General features: G+C 45.4%; 19 protein-coding genes and 1 pseudogene. 16 read left to right on the top strand and 4 right to left on the bottom strand.

Going from position 1 to position 17224, the window contains the following annotated elements:
- Positions 1–73: 73 nt before the first annotated feature.
- The 5 genes and pseudogenes from AB1K83_RS06925 to AB1K83_RS06905 all read left to right on the top strand — a co-directional run bounded on the left by AB1K83_RS06925 (position 74) and on the right by AB1K83_RS06905 (position 3907).
- A complete protein-coding gene (locus tag AB1K83_RS06925) occupies positions 74–1177 on the top strand; it encodes a LysM peptidoglycan-binding domain-containing protein (protein WP_413057421.1) in 1104 nt (367 codons plus the stop codon).
- On the top strand, positions 1152–2063 hold the full coding sequence (locus AB1K83_RS06920) for a phosphotransferase (RefSeq protein WP_413057420.1): 912 nt from the start codon (positions 1152–1154) through the stop codon (positions 2061–2063). Before AB1K83_RS06925 ends, AB1K83_RS06920 begins: the two co-directional genes overlap by 26 nt.
- 11 nt (positions 2064–2074) lie before the next feature.
- Entirely contained in the window at positions 2075–2797 is a 723-nt protein-coding gene (locus tag AB1K83_RS06915; protein ID WP_413057419.1) for a YebC/PmpR family DNA-binding transcriptional regulator, read from the top strand.
- Between the two features lie 183 nt (positions 2798–2980).
- A complete protein-coding gene (locus AB1K83_RS06910) occupies positions 2981–3193 on the top strand; it encodes a site-specific integrase (RefSeq protein ID WP_413057418.1) in 213 nt (70 codons plus the stop codon).
- 99 nt (positions 3194–3292) lie between these two features.
- Positions 3293–3907, top strand: a pseudogene (locus AB1K83_RS06905) (tyrosine-type recombinase/integrase).
- Positions 3908–4006: 99 nt separating this feature from the next.
- On the opposite strand, the gene AB1K83_RS06900 reads toward AB1K83_RS06905, so the two are convergent.
- Both AB1K83_RS06900 and AB1K83_RS06895 read right to left on the bottom strand, forming a co-directional pair.
- The gene (locus AB1K83_RS06900; protein WP_413057417.1) at positions 4007–4174 is read right to left on the bottom strand and encodes an HNH endonuclease; all 168 of its coding nucleotides are present in this window, start codon (positions 4172–4174) and stop codon (positions 4007–4009) included.
- A gap of 341 nt (positions 4175–4515) precedes the next feature.
- Positions 4516–4716, bottom strand: coding sequence for a hypothetical protein (locus tag AB1K83_RS06895; protein ID WP_413057416.1), 201 nt, complete (start codon positions 4714–4716; stop codon positions 4516–4518).
- 109 nt (positions 4717–4825) lie between these two features.
- Between AB1K83_RS06895 and AB1K83_RS06890 the strand changes: the two genes are divergently transcribed.
- Both AB1K83_RS06890 and AB1K83_RS06885 read left to right on the top strand, forming a co-directional pair.
- Positions 4826–5269, top strand: coding sequence for a hypothetical protein (locus AB1K83_RS06890; protein ID WP_413057415.1), 444 nt, complete (start codon positions 4826–4828; stop codon positions 5267–5269).
- 142 nt (positions 5270–5411) lie between these two features.
- Positions 5412–5570: a hypothetical protein gene (locus tag AB1K83_RS06885; RefSeq protein WP_413057414.1), complete on the top strand. Its 159-nt coding sequence runs from the start codon at positions 5412–5414 to the stop codon at positions 5568–5570.
- Between the two features lie 40 nt (positions 5571–5610).
- Here the strand turns inward: AB1K83_RS06885 and AB1K83_RS06880 are convergent, their stop codons facing one another.
- On the bottom strand, positions 5611–6399 hold the full coding sequence (locus AB1K83_RS06880) for an Ig-like domain-containing protein (RefSeq protein ID WP_413057413.1): 789 nt from the start codon (positions 6397–6399) through the stop codon (positions 5611–5613).
- 854 nt (positions 6400–7253) lie between these two features.
- Between AB1K83_RS06880 and ruvA the strand changes: the two genes are divergently transcribed.
- The 6 genes from ruvA (at position 7254) to AB1K83_RS06850 (ending at position 12233) form a co-directional block, all read left to right on the top strand.
- Positions 7254–7859, top strand: coding sequence for a Holliday junction branch migration protein RuvA (gene ruvA / locus AB1K83_RS06875; RefSeq protein WP_413057412.1), 606 nt, complete (start codon positions 7254–7256; stop codon positions 7857–7859).
- A 31-nt stretch (positions 7860–7890) separates the two neighbouring features.
- The gene (gene ruvB / locus AB1K83_RS06870; RefSeq protein ID WP_413057532.1) at positions 7891–8892 is read left to right on the top strand and encodes a Holliday junction branch migration DNA helicase RuvB; all 1002 of its coding nucleotides are present in this window, start codon (positions 7891–7893) and stop codon (positions 8890–8892) included.
- A gap of 76 nt (positions 8893–8968) precedes the next feature.
- Positions 8969–10018, top strand: a complete 1050-nt coding sequence (gene queA, locus AB1K83_RS06865) for a tRNA preQ1(34) S-adenosylmethionine ribosyltransferase-isomerase QueA (RefSeq protein WP_413057411.1) — start codon at positions 8969–8971, stop codon at positions 10016–10018.
- A 2-nt stretch (positions 10019–10020) separates the two neighbouring features.
- On the top strand, positions 10021–11160 hold the full coding sequence (gene tgt, locus AB1K83_RS06860) for a tRNA guanosine(34) transglycosylase Tgt (RefSeq protein WP_413057410.1): 1140 nt from the start codon (positions 10021–10023) through the stop codon (positions 11158–11160).
- A 40-nt stretch (positions 11161–11200) separates the two neighbouring features.
- Entirely contained in the window at positions 11201–11464 is a 264-nt protein-coding gene (yajC, locus tag AB1K83_RS06855) for a preprotein translocase subunit YajC (RefSeq protein ID WP_413057409.1), read from the top strand.
- Between the two features lie 127 nt (positions 11465–11591).
- Positions 11592–12233 carry a DUF421 domain-containing protein gene (locus tag AB1K83_RS06850; protein WP_413057408.1) on the top strand — a complete coding sequence of 214 codons (642 nt, stop codon included), beginning with the start codon at positions 11592–11594 and terminating at the stop codon, positions 12231–12233.
- On the opposite strand, the gene AB1K83_RS06845 is transcribed toward AB1K83_RS06850, so the two are convergent.
- Complete coding sequence (locus tag AB1K83_RS06845; RefSeq protein WP_413057407.1) at positions 12227–13744, bottom strand: putative polysaccharide biosynthesis protein; 1518 nt, start codon at positions 13742–13744, stop codon at positions 12227–12229. The genes AB1K83_RS06850 and AB1K83_RS06845 overlap by 7 nt on opposite strands.
- Positions 13745–13839: 95 nt before the next feature.
- On the opposite strand from AB1K83_RS06845, the gene AB1K83_RS06840 reads away from it, so the two are divergent.
- The 3 genes from AB1K83_RS06840 (at position 13840) to AB1K83_RS06830 (ending at position 17155) form a co-directional block, all read left to right on the top strand.
- Entirely contained in the window at positions 13840–14157 is a 318-nt protein-coding gene (locus AB1K83_RS06840) for a post-transcriptional regulator (RefSeq protein WP_413057406.1), read from the top strand.
- A gap of 249 nt (positions 14158–14406) precedes the next feature.
- The gene (secDF, locus tag AB1K83_RS06835; protein WP_413057405.1) at positions 14407–16674 is read left to right on the top strand and encodes a protein translocase subunit SecDF; all 2268 of its coding nucleotides are present in this window, start codon (positions 14407–14409) and stop codon (positions 16672–16674) included.
- 133 nt (positions 16675–16807) lie between these two features.
- Positions 16808–17155, top strand: a complete 348-nt coding sequence (locus AB1K83_RS06830; RefSeq protein WP_413057404.1) for a lipopolysaccharide assembly protein LapA domain-containing protein — start codon at positions 16808–16810, stop codon at positions 17153–17155.
- Positions 17156–17224: the final 69 nt, after the last annotated feature.

Here is a 17224-nt window from a genome sequence, read left to right as displayed (position 1 = left end):
GCGACTTAAATTAGGCGTCACAAAGCAGGGCGTCTGTTCATACGATGAAATGATGGAAGGGGGAAATATGTAAGTGGATGTTCATGTTGTTGTTAAAGGGGATACCTTGTGGAAAATTGCTAGACAGTACGGGATCCCGTTTGAGGAGTTGAAACGGGTGAATGCACATCTGGCAAACCCGGATTATATCGTACCCGGCATGAAAATTTTCTTGCCCGCCACGCATGGAAAAAAAGGAGAGAAAAAGGCTCCTGCAAAGCCGATGGAAAAAGGGGTGGCTCCTACGCCGCCAGCTGCTAAACCACCGCAGAAAAAGCCGACCGCGCCTGCTGCACCGATTCCGTTGCCATCTGCGCCGGAAATGATGCCCGAGCAGCCGCCTGTCGCACCGCCGTCGCCGCCTGTAATTGAAATGCCAATGCCGCAGATGCCACAGATGCCGCAGATGCCACAGATGCCACAGATGCCACAGATGCCACAGATGCCACAGATGCCGCAGATGCCACAGATGCCACAGATGCCACAGATGCCGCAAATGCCGCAGATGCCGCAGATGCCGCAAATGCCACAAATGCCACAAATGCTGCCAATGCAGCCTTGCTATCAGCCGATTATTAGCATTCCTTGTGGTTGTCTTCCGATCTTTGATGCAGATTGCTATCCATTCATGCACGCCGGCCAGATTCAAGCAATGCAGGCACCACTTGTTCCAATGGAATCGATGCATGAAGTGTCGCCAGTGATGGATATGGATATGGATATGGATGAATCTCCGATGCTTCCAGAGATGCCAATGGCACCCGTCATGCCTGCCGCGTCCCCGCCGCCGATGCCTCGATTCGCTGCGGAAGGGTGGAAAATGCTCGAGTCACCAGATATCGACGCCGATTACACGACAGATATTGAATCCGCTTATTGCCCGCCGGAACAGGGGTATGTCCCGCAAGCCATATCGCCAGCCATGCAGCCTGAGCAATGGAGCTATCCTGTCATGCCAATGCCGGCAGCGATGCCATATCAGCATGGTTGCGGGTGTGGACATGGACATGGACATGGATGCGGGTGTGGTTGTGGAACAGGACACACCATGCCGATGATGTCACCGATCCACGTCATGCATCCGTGTTCTTGCCATATGACTGCCCATCCTTATGGGTATAATTGGTACGGAGACTAATAACCGGTGTATGGCACTGGATGAGCGATATAAACAAATAAAAGAAAATGTATGGAAGTGGGAAAAAGCCGGAAATTGTTTTTCGGTAAAGCGGTATCGCTCGATGTCTACCGCTATGAAAGTTCGATATATCCATGATCAATTACGCTCGATTGCTTTTCCGCATATTGTCCCGGTTATGCCGGAGGATGGAGAAAGCCCTCTTACTTTCATACAACCTTGGCTGGAGGGAGCAAAGGCCGTTAATTTCAAAAAAAGGGCAGACCGGACGGATTCCCTTGCTGCCCTCCAAGCCTTGCATGCCACAAAAAAGGAGCTTGATTGGCACGTCTCGCCTTATCTGCATATTCATCCACTCGTCGCAAAATGGGAAGATCGAATCGAACGTTTCCATGATATCCGAGGTGCATGTGAATCATTTATCGAGAAGGGATTAGTCGATGATATTTTGCTCTATGCAATCGAAGCGATGAGCATTATTCGAAAATCCTATATTGGAACGAAAGATCCTACGCTGCTGCATGGCGATGTAGTCCATCATAATATTCTTCGGGACCCTTCCGGCATGATCCGATTCATCGACTTTGACCTGGCTTGTTCGGGTCCGGCCGGAACAGAGGTTGCTCTGTGGATCCATCGGGTGCTACCTCAAATCGGGTACGATATTGAATTCTTGTTTGATGAACAGCCAAGTTTAAAGGAATTGGATCAGGACTTGTTGCCGCTCCTCCTGTATCCGAATGAACTGCTTCGAGAATGGCTTCATTTATTTACATTGCCCGCAGAAAGTAGGACCAGGCAAGCCAACCGGCTCGTACCGTTTACGCAGAACGCGCTCTCTCATTGGCCGAAACTATGGTATGATGTAGAACGGATCAATGTATGAGGAGTGAAGTCATGGCAGGACATTCCAAGTGGAAAAATATTCAGGCCCGAAAAGGTGCGCAAGATGCAAAGCGGGGGAAGATTTTCCAGAAGATGTCGAAAGAAATATACGTCGCTGCAAAAGCGGGTGGTCCGGATGTGGATTCCAACGCTGCACTTCGGTTAGCCATTGAAAAAGCAAAAAGCGCCAACGTTCCGAACGATGTCATTAAACGGGCAATCGACAAAGCGACAGGAGCGGGGGCAGCTGAACATTATGAAGAAGTCATCTATGAGGGGTACGGTCCCGGGGGCGTCGCCGTCTTGGTGTATTGCCTAACGGAAAACCGCAATCGGACCGCGCCGAATGTTCGGGTCGCTTTCAATAAAAACGGCGGAAGCCTCGGGGAAAGCGGATCGGTCAGTTATCTCTTCGATCGAAAAGGTCGTCTCTTTATTGAACGAACGGCGGAGACCGACGAAGATGCCGTCATGATGGCGGCACTTGAAGCAGGAGCGGAAGATATCGTGTCTACTGAAGAGGGGTTCGAAGTACTAACAACGCCTTCAGACTTTCTGAGTGTTAAAGGTGCCATGGAGGAAGAGGGGATTGAATTCGTTTCCGCGGAAATTGAAATGGTTCCTTCCATGTACAATGAACTTTCAGCAGAAAACGAAGAGCTTTTCGAAAAAATGATTGACGCACTTGAAGACGATGACGACGTTCAAGATGTTTATCATAATGCGAGTGAATAAGGTATGGGCTGGCCGGCGTTGATACATCAAGGGTTTGAAGTGGGTTATCATTGTTTTAACATGTAGAAATATCGGTTTTGTAACGATATACATGTAAAAATAAACCTGATTTTCTTATGACATTCAAAAAAGACATTTCCGTCAAGTATTGTTGAAAAACAAACTTAACAGGAGGTGTCTTTTTTGTTGTTAGTAGATGTTTTAAAAGAGTTTATTTATGACATTGAATCAAAGAACTATTCCCATCGAACCATAAGAGGTTATAGAAATAACAACTTAGCTTTCTTTAGATTCATAGCAACAGATTTTGAGATTGAGGAATTAGAAGAAGTTAGACCGATTCACATTAAGTCATACTTTACGTATTTAAAGGGATTGGGAAGGAAAGCAACTTAAATCAATGGGATATTAAAAAATATCAGATCATTTTTCGTGTATTGTATTGAGGAAGGTTATATTTCAGAAAAAAATAATCCTGCTTTAAAAGTAAATTGGATGAGGCAAGACAATCCAGTTATTCAAACATTTAATGATATGGAAATCGGAAAAATGATTCAAGTTTACAAAACAAATTCATGGATGAATATGCGAAATAAAATAATAATAATGTTCTTTGCAGATCTAGGAATAAGAGCATCAGAATTAATTGATATTCACCATTATGATGTTCTGGAAACAAATATAAAAATAACTGGAAAAGGTAGGAAAGAGAGATCCGTTCCAATATGCCCAATTCTTTAAAAAAATATTTTGAAATACGAAAGAATGAAGCAGGAATACTTTAAAGATAAACTTTTGACCCACAGTAATTATTTTGTCTCTTATAGGTGTCTAACGTTGACCGTAGAGGCTTTGGAGAGGGTTGTTAGGCTTGCGGGAGAGCGGGCAAATGTAAGAAGTCACATTAGATGCAGTCCTCATACAATACGGCATTACTTCGCACAAAAGATGTTGCAAGGATCAATGGACATCTACAGTCTAAGTCGCCTGCTTGGGCATAATTCCATTAACACAACAAAAATTTACTTGGAATCTCTACAGGATGAGGAAATTGTTGAAATGGGAAGGATGAGCAGCCCGCTAATGAACTTGGGGAGATCTAAAAAATGAATAGATTACCTGTAGCAAGTCATTTATCCGACGATCAATAAAAACCACTCTTGCAAACATACGCAAACCATAATAAGAGAATGGGATTGGAGCATAGGGCTAACTATTCTCTCTGACATTGTAATAGTGGTAGTGAGCGCAATAATCCTTAGCATGGTAGATGGCTTTATGACAATTCGGGCAAAGGCTCTTAATGTTTTCTACTCGATCCAAGTCATCTGAATAATCTCCCTGTAGAGAAAGAGGAACCAAATAGTGAGCCTCCATGAACAGCTTGTTTGTTACCTTAGAAAGAAAAGGAATATGGTTTTCGTCTATTGCGCAACGATACTCCGACTTTTTTAATGCAGCCCCCGCCTCCTTAGCGTTTCGAGGCCAACTTTCCCGTCCCTCTTTATCAATTATGGGTTTCTTACGAAGCCGAGGGACGGCAGTGTCTCAAACGCCTCGGCAAAATGGTAGTTAGTTAACAAGTCATAAAATTTTGGAGAACCGTTAAAACAATGACTGGTTCTCTTTTTAATATCACATTTGGATCATAATGTGCGAGAACAATAACATCCGCTAAGGTGTATTTTTAATGTCAAAAAAAGAACCGCTTAAGGCTCTTAGTAGTATTCTTCAATATTCTTAATGTTATCTAAGAAGTGGGATGCTATTTCGAAAAATGAAAAATTTGAATCCCCTATGATGTAAGTTATTGACCTTGATTCATCTCGGTTATTACCCGTACCGGAAACCGGTTTAACGTTGTTGTTTTGGATAAGCGCTTTCGCTAGTTCGATTGCTAGTTTTTTATTATCGTCCACATTGGTTACCTCCTGTTTAATTGTATTTCATTGCTAAGGGAGTTATGACGAGTTAGCAGGACATCTCTCTCCCTCTGTCGAAATGTGGATGAAAGGGAGGGGATATTGAATGATTAAAGAAAATGGATTTGCTAAAGCGGCTAAAATCGGATTATTCGCCCTTAATCCAACTTCGTATTTAATAAGCGAGGCGCTGACTACTGCAATTGGAAAATCTAAGCGCCTTAACGATAGCGGTACTATTGCTGAGTTAGAAGAAGAAGCAGCAAGACAAGAATTAGCTAACCGGATCTCTGAGTCACAAGCCAAGGTTGCACAAGAACTTGCAATTGCTAGACGGATAGAATCTGCTGACGAGGTAGAAATTGAGGAATACTACGATCTTAGCGGAGATGGCAATATAGGATTAAACGCTAACGAATCAAGTGCAAGTTTAGGGATAAATGGCGCAGGTAGGAAAATAACCAAAAGAATCTATAGGTTTAAAGGTTGGAATGAGGATTCTTTGGGAGTGTTAAACGAAGAGTTTATGAAGGAAAATGTTGAGAAGTAAAATAGAATATATTTCATGGTAACAATTTCGGAACGACCCCTGCGGGCGTTCTTTTTGTTTATCCATATTTAGAGAAAAGGGGCAAATATCAGTACGTACATCACTTCTAATCAACTCTTGCTCTTTTTTTTGGATTGCCTCTTTGAAAAAATCCTTGTTAGCGACCTCCATTTTTTACCTGATGGCAGCACTCGATAAAAAAAAGGGTTATATGAACGGCGAACGTCCGAAAGAGCCGTTGATGCGGGAGCAGTTTACGAGCGTTTTGATGAAGGTGGTAGCGGATTTAGAGAAGGAATAAGATAAAAAGCGACCCGTCCGATCATGGATAGGTCGCCTTTTTATTTTACTGTAGTAAAACGCATTTTTACATTTTCATTCAATGTTTTTCCGGATCTGGAAAGGATATCTTTGATATACAACGTATACGTGCTGTCCGCTCTATACGAACCAACAGGGGCAATGGTGACCTTGCTGGATTGTAAGTCTGTGCTTCGATCTATGATAAATAGTAAAGGTACTCTGTTGCCAGTAGAATCTGTAACGTAAATATTTTTCTCTAGGATTGTTTTAATATCAAAATCCGTATTGAATGTAATGGTGAATTCTTTATTTAAATCTACGTTTGTTTTTGGCTCCCACGACTTGAATCCATCGTTTACATCTGGGTCCTCACTGTCTTCAATCGGGGTGTTTGGATCGATTGTAAAGTATAGATCTTTCAAGAAATCGGCATGTTGATAATTTGTTATAGATCTAAAGTTCCCGGCAAAATCCCTTACGTATATACTCTCTAAATACCAGTTCCCATGCTCGGCATATCGGCTAAGCTCATTACTGTCAAATATGTAAGTTTTGGAAAGTTCCTCGTATTCGTCGACGTATATATAAGTAGAGAAGAAGTTATTATTACTTGGAGATTTAAAATCAAAAGAAAAGCTTCGTATACCAGAGATATCATCATAAGCTTTTACTTGAATCTTCACTTTACTACCAGGTTTAACGACCGGCGTCAAAATCTTTACTTCCTCAATAACAGGTGGAGTAGAATCACCTACTGCATAAGCAAACGAAGAATAAAAGGCGAATAACATCAGAACAGCTAAAAGAAAGCTCCATGTTTTTTTCAAAAATTTCCCTCCGTATTTATTTTGAATAATCATATTACATTTGGAAGGGATTGGCTATAGGATTTTTTAAAATCTGATTTCTGTTGTTTATGTAATGTGTTGTTTCACTGGTGCGAACAGTGGGCTATCGGTTCTCTAAGAGTTGGCGCTCAGAGGGAACACGCATGACATCTTTTTTTCTAAAAATGTACTGTAGTATTTCACCACAGTAGAAAAAGACAATTAAAAAAGCATTCGTCCACAATGGATAGGGTGCTTTTTGTGCGCTCGAACTCTATATTCCAAATCCCAACATCTCTACTCACTCGCAGTGTAATAGATATCTTGCACATCATTATCGTCTTCGAGAGCGTCGATCTTTAAACGTTGTTACAACAAGGTTTCTATTCAAAATTTCCGTGCAAATACTGTTGGACTGTTGATTCCTCAGGAATGGGGCTGTCCGGGAAAGCTGGATGGCCCTTTTCTAATCAATGAAGTTCTTCGCTATTTCCATTGGGGGTGGGTGCAAAGCTATTTGAGTGCGCTGATAAAATGTGGAGGACTGCTCATAACTTCTCGCAAACGCTAATAAATCTCGGGGTCCGCTCATAACTCCTCGTCAGCGCTCATAAGTCGCGAGAATCGCTTATAACTTTACGCAGGCGCTCATAAGTCGCGCGGACCGCCTATAACTTCACTCCAGCGCTTATAATTCGTGGCAACCGCTTATAAATCCTAAGCAGCGCTCATAACCCCAAACGGATAGTCTATCATCGATTTATGAAACAAGATGGAAAGTGCGTTCGTATGGTATAATAAACGCTACATTGAAAAATGTGTTCAGAATACCTCATTTATAGGGGGAGAAATTGGTGTACGATTACATAAAAGGGATTGTCACCCGAGTGACACCCGAGTATATTACGTTGGAGCAAGGCGGGGTTGGCTATCAAATCCTGACGCCGAATCCGTATGCTTTTCATAAAACAGAAGAGATGCAACAAGTGTTCACTTATATGCATGTGCGGGAAGACACCCAGATGCTTCTTGGCTTTAAGACGCTTGAGCAACGGGAACTGTTTAAAAAATTGATCACTGTTTCGGGGATTGGGCCGAAAGGGGCGTTGGCCATCTTGGCGAGTGGGATCCCTTCCCAAGTGATGGGCGCCATTGAACGGGAGGATGAATCATTCCTCGTCCAATTTCCTGGCGTTGGTAAAAAAACGGCTCGCCAGATGATCTTGGACCTGAAAGGCAAGCTGCATGATCTCTTTACGGAAATTGAACTGCCGGATGAAGAAGTCACATTATTGACAATGGCAGAAAACGGCGCATTGGATGAAGCGATGCTTGCTCTCGAAGCACTTGGTTACTCGCAGCGGGAAATGGCGAAGATCAAACCGAAGCTTGAGAAAGAGGAACATGATACGGAAGGGTATATGAAATTGGCCCTTCAGCTTTTATTAAAACAAAAATGATGGATTTTGAATGTGGAAAGGAGCACGGACGATGGAGGAACGGGTGCTATCGGCAGAAGTGACAAATTTCGATGAACGCTTTGAACAATCGTTACGACCCCAATTCCTGAGCCAGTATATTGGACAAGAGAAGGTGAAGGATAATTTGGGCATCTTCATCGAAGCGGCAAAAGGACGGCAGGAAAGCTTGGATCACGTTCTGTTATACGGTCCTCCTGGCCTCGGGAAGACGACGTTAGCGAACGTCATTGCGAATGAAATGGATGTAAATGTCCGCATGACGAGTGGACCCGCGATTGAACGGCCGGGGGATCTGGCAGCTGTCGTCTCGTCACTTGAACCGGGAGATGTGCTGTTCATCGATGAAATCCATCGGTTGAACCGGTCGATCGAGGAAGTGTTATATCCTGCGATGGAGGATTTTTGCCTGGATATCATTGTCGGAAAAGGTCCTTCTGCCCGTTCGATCCGGCTCGATTTGCCTCCATTCACCCTAATTGGCGCAACGACTCGTGCCGGGGCTTTGTCGGCGCCGTTACGCGACCGTTTTGGCGTGCCGCTCCGGTTGGAGTATTATGATGTAGACCCTTTGAAGGAAATCGTCATCCGCAGTTCCCAACTGTTTGAAGTGGATATCGATGGACAAGCTGCAATGGAAATTGCCCGCCGTTCTCGCGGGACTCCGCGGATAGCGAACCGGCTGTTGCGTCGTGTCCGTGATTATGCGCAAGTACGGGGCCCCGGCTCGATTACATTGGATATCGCGAAGGAAGCACTTGAAATGTTGCAAGTCGATTCTCACGGTCTCGACCATATCGACCACAAGCTGCTGACCGGGATGATTGAACGGTTCCGCGGTGGACCGGTCGGGATCGATACGATTTCGGCGAGCATCGGGGAAGAATCGGTCACGATCGAGGATGTTTATGAACCATATTTGCTACAAATTGGTTTTATTCAACGGACCCCGCGTGGGCGGGTTGCAACGCAGCTTGCATACGACCATTTCGGCTATCCATATCAAACAGAATAGGAATATAAAATACGTCCCGCAAAAAAAGTCGCTGACAGACGTTAAAATTAATCCTAAAGAGGAGACTTTATAGAGTATGGAAGTAAATGATTTTGATTTTGATTTGCCTGAACAACTCATTGCCCAGACCCCTTTGAAGGATCGGACGGCGAGCCGCCTCATGGTGCTGGACAGGAGTACCGGGGAAGTGGCGCACCGCCATTTTCGTGACCTTGTCAACGAGTTGGAAGAAGGGGATCTGCTCGTCTTGAACGATACACGTGTCCTCCCCGCCAGGCTGATGGGAGTAAAAGAGGATACGGGTGCTTCAATCGAAGTACTATTGTTGAAGGAAATCGAGAATGATGAATGGGAAACTTTGGTGAAGCCTGCGAAGCGGGTGAAAGTCGGCACGATCGTAACATTTGGAGATGGGCGTCTCAAAGCACGCTGCACCGGTATTTTGGAACAAGGCGGCCGAACATTCCAATTTCTATACGACGGCATTTTCTTTGAAATTTTGGATGCGCTTGGCCAAATGCCGCTGCCTCCTTATATAACGGAAACATTGGACGACCAATCCCGTTACCAGACTGTCTTTGCGAAAGAGCGGGGTTCGGCAGCCGCCCCGACTGCGGGCCTTCATTTTACAGAAGAAATTTTGAAGGACATCAAAGCGAAAGGGGTTGGCATCGAGTTCATCACGCTGCATGTCGGTTTGGGTACATTCCGGCCGGTAAGTGTGGATTCGATCGAGGACCACACGATGCACTCCGAGTACTATCAGGTGTCGGAAAGTACAGCGGATGCAATTAATGCCGCAAAGGAATCGGGCGGGCGCATCATCGCTGTCGGCACGACTTCCGCTCGGACACTTGAAACAATCGCTTCAGTGCATGAAGGTAAAATTGTGCCTGCGAGCGGCTGGACATCCATTTTCATTTATCCCGGCTATGAATTTAAGATTTTGGATGGATTGGTGACGAATTTTCATTTGCCGAAGTCGACGTTGATCATGTTGGTCTCCGCTCTATCGACAAAAGAACATGTATTAAACGCATATCATCAGGCGGTTCAGGAAAAGTATCGCTTTTTCAGTTTTGGGGACGCGATGTTCATTAAACCGCCAAAGAGGAAGGAATCATAAAGATGGCAGCAATCACATATGAGCATATTAAAACTTGTAAGCAGACAGGTGCCCGACTTGGCATCGTCCATACACCGCATGGATCGTTCGAGACGCCTGCTTTCATGCCGGTAGGTACACAAGCCACTGTCAAGACGATGTCACCCGAGGAATTGAAGGAAATCGGAGCGGGTATCATTTTAAGCAATACGTACCATCTATGGCTCCGTCCTGGTCACGACATTATCAAAGAAGCGGGCGGACTCCATGCCTTTATGAATTGGGATCGTCCAATTTTAACCGATTCCGGTGGCTTCCAAGTGTTTTCATTAAGCGAATTCCGAAAAATTGAAGAGGAAGGGGTTCATTTCAGGCATCATTTGAACGGCAGCAAATTATTTTTGAGTCCCGAAAAGGCGATGGAAATTCAAAATGCGTTAGGGTCCGATATTATGATGGCTTTTGACGAATGCCCGCCATTTCCCGCAACGCATGAGTATATGAAAGCAAGCGTAGAGCGCACATCCCGCTGGGCGGAACGTTGCCTGTCCGCTCACGCGCGTCCGGAAGACCAAGCTCTCTTTGGAATTGTCCAAGGTGGGGAATACGAAGATTTACGTACACAAAGTGCAAAGGACCTGATGTCCCTTGATTTCCCGGGATATGCGATTGGTGGCCTGTCTGTCGGGGAGCCCAAGGATGTTATGAACCGTGTGCTCGAGTTTACGACGCCTTTGTTACCGCAGGATAAGCCGCGCTATCTCATGGGAGTCGGATCCGCGGATTCGCTAATCGACGGGTCCATCCGTGGCATCGATATGTTCGACTGTGTGTTGCCGACAAGGATCGCGCGTAACGGAACGCTGATGACCAGCAATGGCCGTGTCAATATTAAAAATGCCCAATACGAGCGGGACTTTGGACCTCTCGATGAAAACTGCAGTTGCCATGTCTGCCAAACGTATAGCCGGGCCTATATCCGCCATCTCATCAGAGCGGGCGAAACATTGGGTATCCGTTTGACGACGTATCATAATCTGTCATTCCTCTTGAATCTAATGGAGCAAGTTCGGGATGCAATCCGGAATGATTGCCTTGGTGATTTCCGGGAAGAGTTTTTTGAGCGTTATGGATTTAATAAACCGAATGCAAAAAACTTCTGAATCTTGTATAATGAATCGAGGTTGAAAGGGGGATGACTCAATGGAAAATTTAGCAGGTTTATTGCCATTTGTAGCCATGTTCGCAGTAATGTGGTTTTTGCTGATCCGACCAGCACAAAAAAGACAAAAAGCGACAAAAGCCATGCAGGAAAATTTGAAACGTGGAGATTTGGTTATTACTATCGGCGGCCTTCACGGTACAATTGATGCTGTAGATGAAACTTCTGTTTTTCTAAAAGTAGCTGATGGTACAGTGCTTCAATTTGATAGACAAGCTATCGGGCGCGTAACAGAGTCCGCCTGATTTCGGCAGCCTCATCAAAGAGGCCAAGACCTGAGGAATGAATTCCTTTGGGCCTTGGTCTTTTTTTCTGTGTATAGCCCCAACTGGAGAATGGGTATCCTTCTTAGAAAAAGAGGAGGATTTTCGGATGAACGACTTGCTTGTCATCGGCTTCCGGACCGTGCTGCTCTATGTGTTGATTCTCTTGATCTTAAGGATCATGGGGAAAAGGGAAGTCGGTGAACTAGGCGTCATAGACATTGTCGTGTTTATCATCATGGCAGAAGTGGCCGCATTTGCATTGGACTCGCCGGATAAAAAACTGATTCAATCCATTGTTCCGATGACCATCTTGCTCGTCATTCAATACGGATCTTCTTTAATTTCATTGAAGAGTAAGAAGTTCAGGGATTTGGTGGACGGTGATCCTTCTCTCATTATCGAACATGGCAAGATACTTGAAAGTGAAATGCGGAAGCAGCGCTATAATCTAGATGATCTATTTCAACAACTGCGCGAACAGCAAGTGGGGTCTATCCATGAAGTCTCTTACGCCTACTTGGAACCGTCCGGAAACTTATCCGTTTTTAAGCATGATGATGTGCAACCCGTCCTGGCTCTCATTTCGGACGGCGTTATCCAGAGCCGGCATGTGAAATTAATCGGGCAAACGGAAGAGTGGCTGGAAAACGAGCTGCAGGGATTGGGCGTGTCCGATGCCAGCCATGTGTTTTATTGCTCCTATGAAAACGGGAAATTGCAATATCAATTAAAAGAACAGTATCAATGATGTTTTAACAATTTACGGAACAATAAAAAATCACGCTTCTTCACTTGTCCTGTCAGAACGAGGATCACCAATAGGAAAAGTGATGTGACGATGCATTCCATAAGAAGATTGGATCCACCTACCGGGATGAATAACGGACGCATGATGACTGTCATGATAAATGAGGCGTAGGGTAAGACAAACATCGTGAACCCCGTGTTTGTTGCTTTGTTTTTACGCAAGGTCGCAATATGGAGAAACGATGTGACGAGGACACCGAAACCGATGGCGAGCACCGCTCCCGTCTCCTGTAGCCCGGGTTGCGACGCCAGGACGAACATGACTCCCAGTTTGGCGATGCCTCCATAGACCGAGTTCATCATTCCCGCCTTGGCATCGCCCGTAGCCTGTAAAATGGAGTACAGGGGACTTTGAATATAATAAAAGAAAAAAACTGGGGCGAGGATGGCCATATATTTGCCCCCTTCTGTCACATGGAACAATTTTTCCGCGAGGTCCTGACCATGTATGAAAAAGACAGCCGCCGCCGCTGTGCCGGTCAAAGCCGATAAACGGAGCGACAAATGGATCCGTTCCTTCAGTTTCCCTTTGTTTTTGGAAGCCGCTGCCCCGCTGACCGCAGGGACGAGGACGACTGCAAGCGCGTATGGAATGAAAGACGGGAACAGGAGGAGAGGGATGAGCACTCCTGAAATAACCCCATAGAGTGATGTTGCGGCGAGTGCAGTGACGCCTGAAACAGCCAATGCGCGCAGGAAGATGATCGGTTCGAGAAACCACGTGAATGTTCCGAATAAACGGCTCCCCGATGAGGGAAGCGCAATGGACAACAGCGGCTCAAACGGATAGCGGGCCGGTTTTTCTTGTATAGGGGGAACCCGTTTCTTCCGTTGCCAATACTTGAATAATAAGTACAGGACGGAAAGTATCTCCGCCAACAGCGTAATCAACATCGCATAGGCGGCATTTATTGCTGAATTATCGGCAACTAAAACATAAGGCAGCAACCAGGTGATCAAAGCAATCCTACAAATCTGCTCTAAAATTTGTGACCAAGCGGTTTCTTCAATCCGGGCAATCCCTTGGAAGTAACCTCGGATCAGCCCGCCGATTGCGGCTATGGGCACGATAGCGATTCCTACATAAAGTGTTAAGGAAGAGGCGGCATTGCCAAGCAACGTCTCCGATAAATAAGGGACAAACAAGACAGATGCCGGAATGAACACTGTTCCGGTCAGAATGGTAATAAAGGTTGCCGTCCTCATGACAGCCGGCAATTTTGCGCTTTGCCCTTTGACCTCCAGCTCGGCGATCACTTTGGCAATGGCGATCGGAACACCAAGTTGAACAAGCGAGAGGAAAAAAATGAAAGCGGGATACGCCGTCATATAGATTCCGACCGCTTCTTCCCCCGCGATCCGCATGAATTGCATCCGGTATACAAAACCTAATAGTTTTGATAGAAAGACTGCGGCCATGAGCACGACCGTTCCACGGATAAATGAAGACAACTTGAACAACTCCTTCTCATTTCCGATCATTTCATATACAATAAATGTATGCAGTCTGTGAGGCACTTACGACTATTTGGGAGGGGGATGGGTCGATGCCGATTCAGTTTGAACAACAATTCACGCATATGTTGCCAGCGCTTGATAGCAAGAAGAACGAACTGCATTTATATGGGTATACTTCTGTGACAGAAAAGGATATCTGGACTTATTGCGTCCGCAAAAAATGGCGTAGGAAGGATGTTGCCTCCATGCGAGTCTTTGAAATCGCCAAGGATATCCTCCGCATTTCGCCCGCTGAATTTATGACGTTCACCCAAATAGAAGAGCAACGTGACAGTAGTTGGTTCTCGGATTTGAACAGTGAAGAGCTACAGGCATTGCTTGCTCCACAAAAAGTCGAAAAAAATTAATGAAAAAGATGCACGTCCATTTGACACGCGGATGACCGTGTTTCATAATGGACGTGTTGCGCTTTTTTAACTTAATTTATCCGGTCGGTTCGACAGGAATCAGGCTTTTATGACATAAGAAAGGCCACGGTGTGTTAGATTAACATTATCCATGCCTGTCGTTCTTGCGATTTATTGAAATAGAATGCTTGTGTGTTGGAAGAGAGTGCATCTTATGCACGCTTCAAAGAATGAGGAGGAAATGGTTTTATGAAAAGAAGAGGCCGGATTGTTGCGTTCCTATTGTTACTCGTCTTATTCGGGTCAATGATCGGATCGACCGCCAATCCAATATTGAAAGATGTCAAACTAGGTCTAGACTTGCAAGGCGGTTTTGAAGTCTTGTATCAAGTCGAACCATTGAAGGATGGTCAAAAAATAACGGAAGACATGGTGAAGGACACGGCAAATGCCTTGACGAACCGGATTGACGTACTCGGTGTCAGCGAGCCGAGCATTCAAATCGAGTCGAATAACCGGATCCGTGTCCAGCTCGCGGGAGTGGAAGATCAAAAATCGGCCCGTGAATTGCTGTCAACGCAGGCAAATCTGACCTTCCGTGATGCCGACGACAACCTGATTCTGGATGGGAACGACCTGAAAGAAGGGAAAGCGAAGGCAAACTTCGGAGAAACCGGAAATCCGGTCGTCACATTGGAAATGAAAGATCCGAAAAAATTCGGTGAAGTGACGACAATGATTTCACAGAAGAAGCCGGAAAACGTCATGGTCATCTGGCTCGACTTCGTTGAGGGTGAGGATTCTTTCCGCGAAGAGGTTCAGAAACCGAATCCGAAATTCATCTCAGCACCGTATGTGAATCAACCGATTCAATCATCCAATGTAGAGATTTCGGGTAGTTTCACAGTGGAAGAGACGAAGCATCTTGCAGGAATCCTGAACGCCGGTGCGTTGCCGGTCCACTTGGAAGAAATCTATTCCACTTCGGTCGGTGCACAGTTTGGTGAGCAAGCGCTCAATAAAACGATTTTTGCCGGCATTGTCGGAATTGCGCTTATTTTCCTGTTCATGCTGTTCTATTATAGATTGCCTGGATTTGTCGCAGTCATTACGTTATCAATCTATATCTATTTGATATTACTTGTCTTTACGCTGATCAACGGCGTACTGACATTGCCGGGGATTGCCGCTCTCATGCTCGGGGTCGGGATGGCCGTCGATGCGAATATCTTGATGTATGAACGAATCCGGGAAGAATTGCGGGTCGGGAAATCAGTCAAGACTTCCTTCCTGGCAGGGGCGAAATCCTCCTTCACTGCCATATTTGATGCCAATATCACGACATTATTGGCGGCAGTTGTTCTCTTTATCTTCGGGACAAGCTCAGTCAAAGGGTTTGCGACGATGCTTATCATTAGCATCTTGGTCAGCTTCTTGACAGCGGTCTGGGGGTCGAGGGTGTTTCTTGGCTTATTGGTCAACAGTGGATCTCTTGACGGAAAGCCTGGTTTGTTCGGCATTTCGAAAAGCCGGGTACATGCACCGGAAGAACAAATGGAAACGTTGGATCTTACAACGAAATTCGACCGGTTTGATTTCGTCAATAGCCGAAAACGCTTCTATGTCATCTCCACTGTATTACTCGTTGCTGGTGTCATCATGCTCGCGGTGTTCAAATTAAACCTCGGCATCGACTTCTCCAGCGGTACACGTGTGGAAATTATGGCAGACAAACCGTTGACAAAGGAAGTTGTCACGGACTATCTGGAAGAGATCGGACATCCGTCCAACGACATCGTCATTTCCGGTGAGACCGGTAATATCGGGGTCGTCCGTTACAAAGAGGAGTTCAAACAGGAAGAAATCAATAAATTGAAATCCGAAATTGCGACAGAGTATGGAGGGGAACCGAATATCTCGACCGTTTCATCGACAGTGGGGAAAGAATTGGCGAAAAATGCTGTCAAAGCACTGTTGGTTGCAGCACTAGGTATCATTATCTATGTTGCTTTCCGTTTCGAATGGCGGATGGGGGTCGCTTCGATCATCGGGTTATTCCACGATGCGTTCTTCATGGTCGCGATCTTCAGTATCTTGCGTCTGGAAGTGGATATCACATTCATCGCTGCCGTCTTAACAATCGTTGGGTATTCGATCAACGACACGATTGTCACCTTTGACCGGATCCGTGAAAACTTGAACCGTCGCGGCGTTATCGATAACGTGGATGAGTTGGCCGATATCGTGAACAAATCCCTTCGACAAACATTGGGACGTTCCGTCAACACCGTGCTGACTGTCATATTCGTCGTCGTCGCCCTGATGCTTCTAGGGGCGGATTCGATCAAGCCATTCTCGATCGCCTTGCTCATCGGTTTGCTAGCTGGTACGTACTCTTCCATCTTCATTTCCGCACAGATCTGGTTCGACTTGAAAAAGCGGGAAATGAGAGACAAAGGCACATTGAATGTCAAACAAGAGAAGAAATCATGGGGATCGGACGAACCGGTCGTTTAACAATACGGAATCGCCGACCTGGAGACGGTCAAGAAGTCTTCACCGAAGCGTTTCATCTCTGAGAACGGGGTATACTATTGTATACCCTGTTTTTATTTCCGCACTTCCAACCTGTAGCGAGAGGAGAAATACTATGAAATTCCAATGGACTCTTCTGTTCGGACTATTATTTGCGATTTTGATTGCAGTTTTCGCCGTGTTCAATGTGGATTCGGTTGAAGTGAATTATGTCTTCGGAACGGCAATGTGGCCACTCGTCTTGGTCATTCTAGGATCGGCTTTACTGGGGGCGTTAACTAGTGGATTTGTCGCCATCTTCCGCTCCTATCGATCCAATCGCCGGATCAAAGAGTTGCTGAAAGAGCTAGCGGCCAAGGAAACAACCATTGCAGCACAGCAAAATGAAATTGCGCACCTCCAAAAACAATCCAGGACGTTCGAATCAAGTACGGATGATATCAATCAAAGAGCCGCAGAATGATGAATAAGCGAATCACTTGAACTTTCCTAATCTCTCAAGGAAAGTTTTTCTTTTTCGATGTGGATATAG

The organism is Sporosarcina sp. 179-K 3D1 HS (genome assembly GCF_047228905.1).
Lineage (GTDB): Bacteria > Bacillota > Bacilli > Bacillales_A > Planococcaceae > Sporosarcina.
Note: the sequence above shows the minus strand (reverse complement) of the source record. Positions and strands in the feature narration are given on the sequence as shown.

Coding starts and splice junctions, on each gene's coding strand:
- AB1K83_RS06920 (WP_413057420.1), top strand. CDS start 1,152: ATGGGTATAATTGGTACGGAGACTAATAACCGGTGTATGGCACTGGAT.
- AB1K83_RS06915 (WP_413057419.1), top strand. CDS start 2,075: ATGGCAGGACATTCCAAGTGGAAAAATATTCAGGCCCGAAAAGGTGCG.
- AB1K83_RS06900 (WP_413057417.1), bottom strand. CDS start 4,174: ATGGAGGCTCACTATTTGGTTCCTCTTTCTCTACAGGGAGATTATTCA.
- AB1K83_RS06890 (WP_413057415.1), top strand. CDS start 4,826: ATGATTAAAGAAAATGGATTTGCTAAAGCGGCTAAAATCGGATTATTC.
- ruvB (WP_413057532.1), top strand. CDS start 7,891: ATGGAGGAACGGGTGCTATCGGCAGAAGTGACAAATTTCGATGAACGC.
- queA (WP_413057411.1), top strand. CDS start 8,969: ATGGAAGTAAATGATTTTGATTTTGATTTGCCTGAACAACTCATTGCC.
- tgt (WP_413057410.1), top strand. CDS start 10,021: ATGGCAGCAATCACATATGAGCATATTAAAACTTGTAAGCAGACAGGT.
- yajC (WP_413057409.1), top strand. CDS start 11,201: ATGGAAAATTTAGCAGGTTTATTGCCATTTGTAGCCATGTTCGCAGTA.
- AB1K83_RS06850 (WP_413057408.1), top strand. CDS start 11,592: ATGAACGACTTGCTTGTCATCGGCTTCCGGACCGTGCTGCTCTATGTG.
- AB1K83_RS06840 (WP_413057406.1), top strand. CDS start 13,840: ATGCCGATTCAGTTTGAACAACAATTCACGCATATGTTGCCAGCGCTT.
- secDF (WP_413057405.1), top strand. CDS start 14,407: ATGAAAAGAAGAGGCCGGATTGTTGCGTTCCTATTGTTACTCGTCTTA.
- AB1K83_RS06830 (WP_413057404.1), top strand. CDS start 16,808: ATGAAATTCCAATGGACTCTTCTGTTCGGACTATTATTTGCGATTTTG.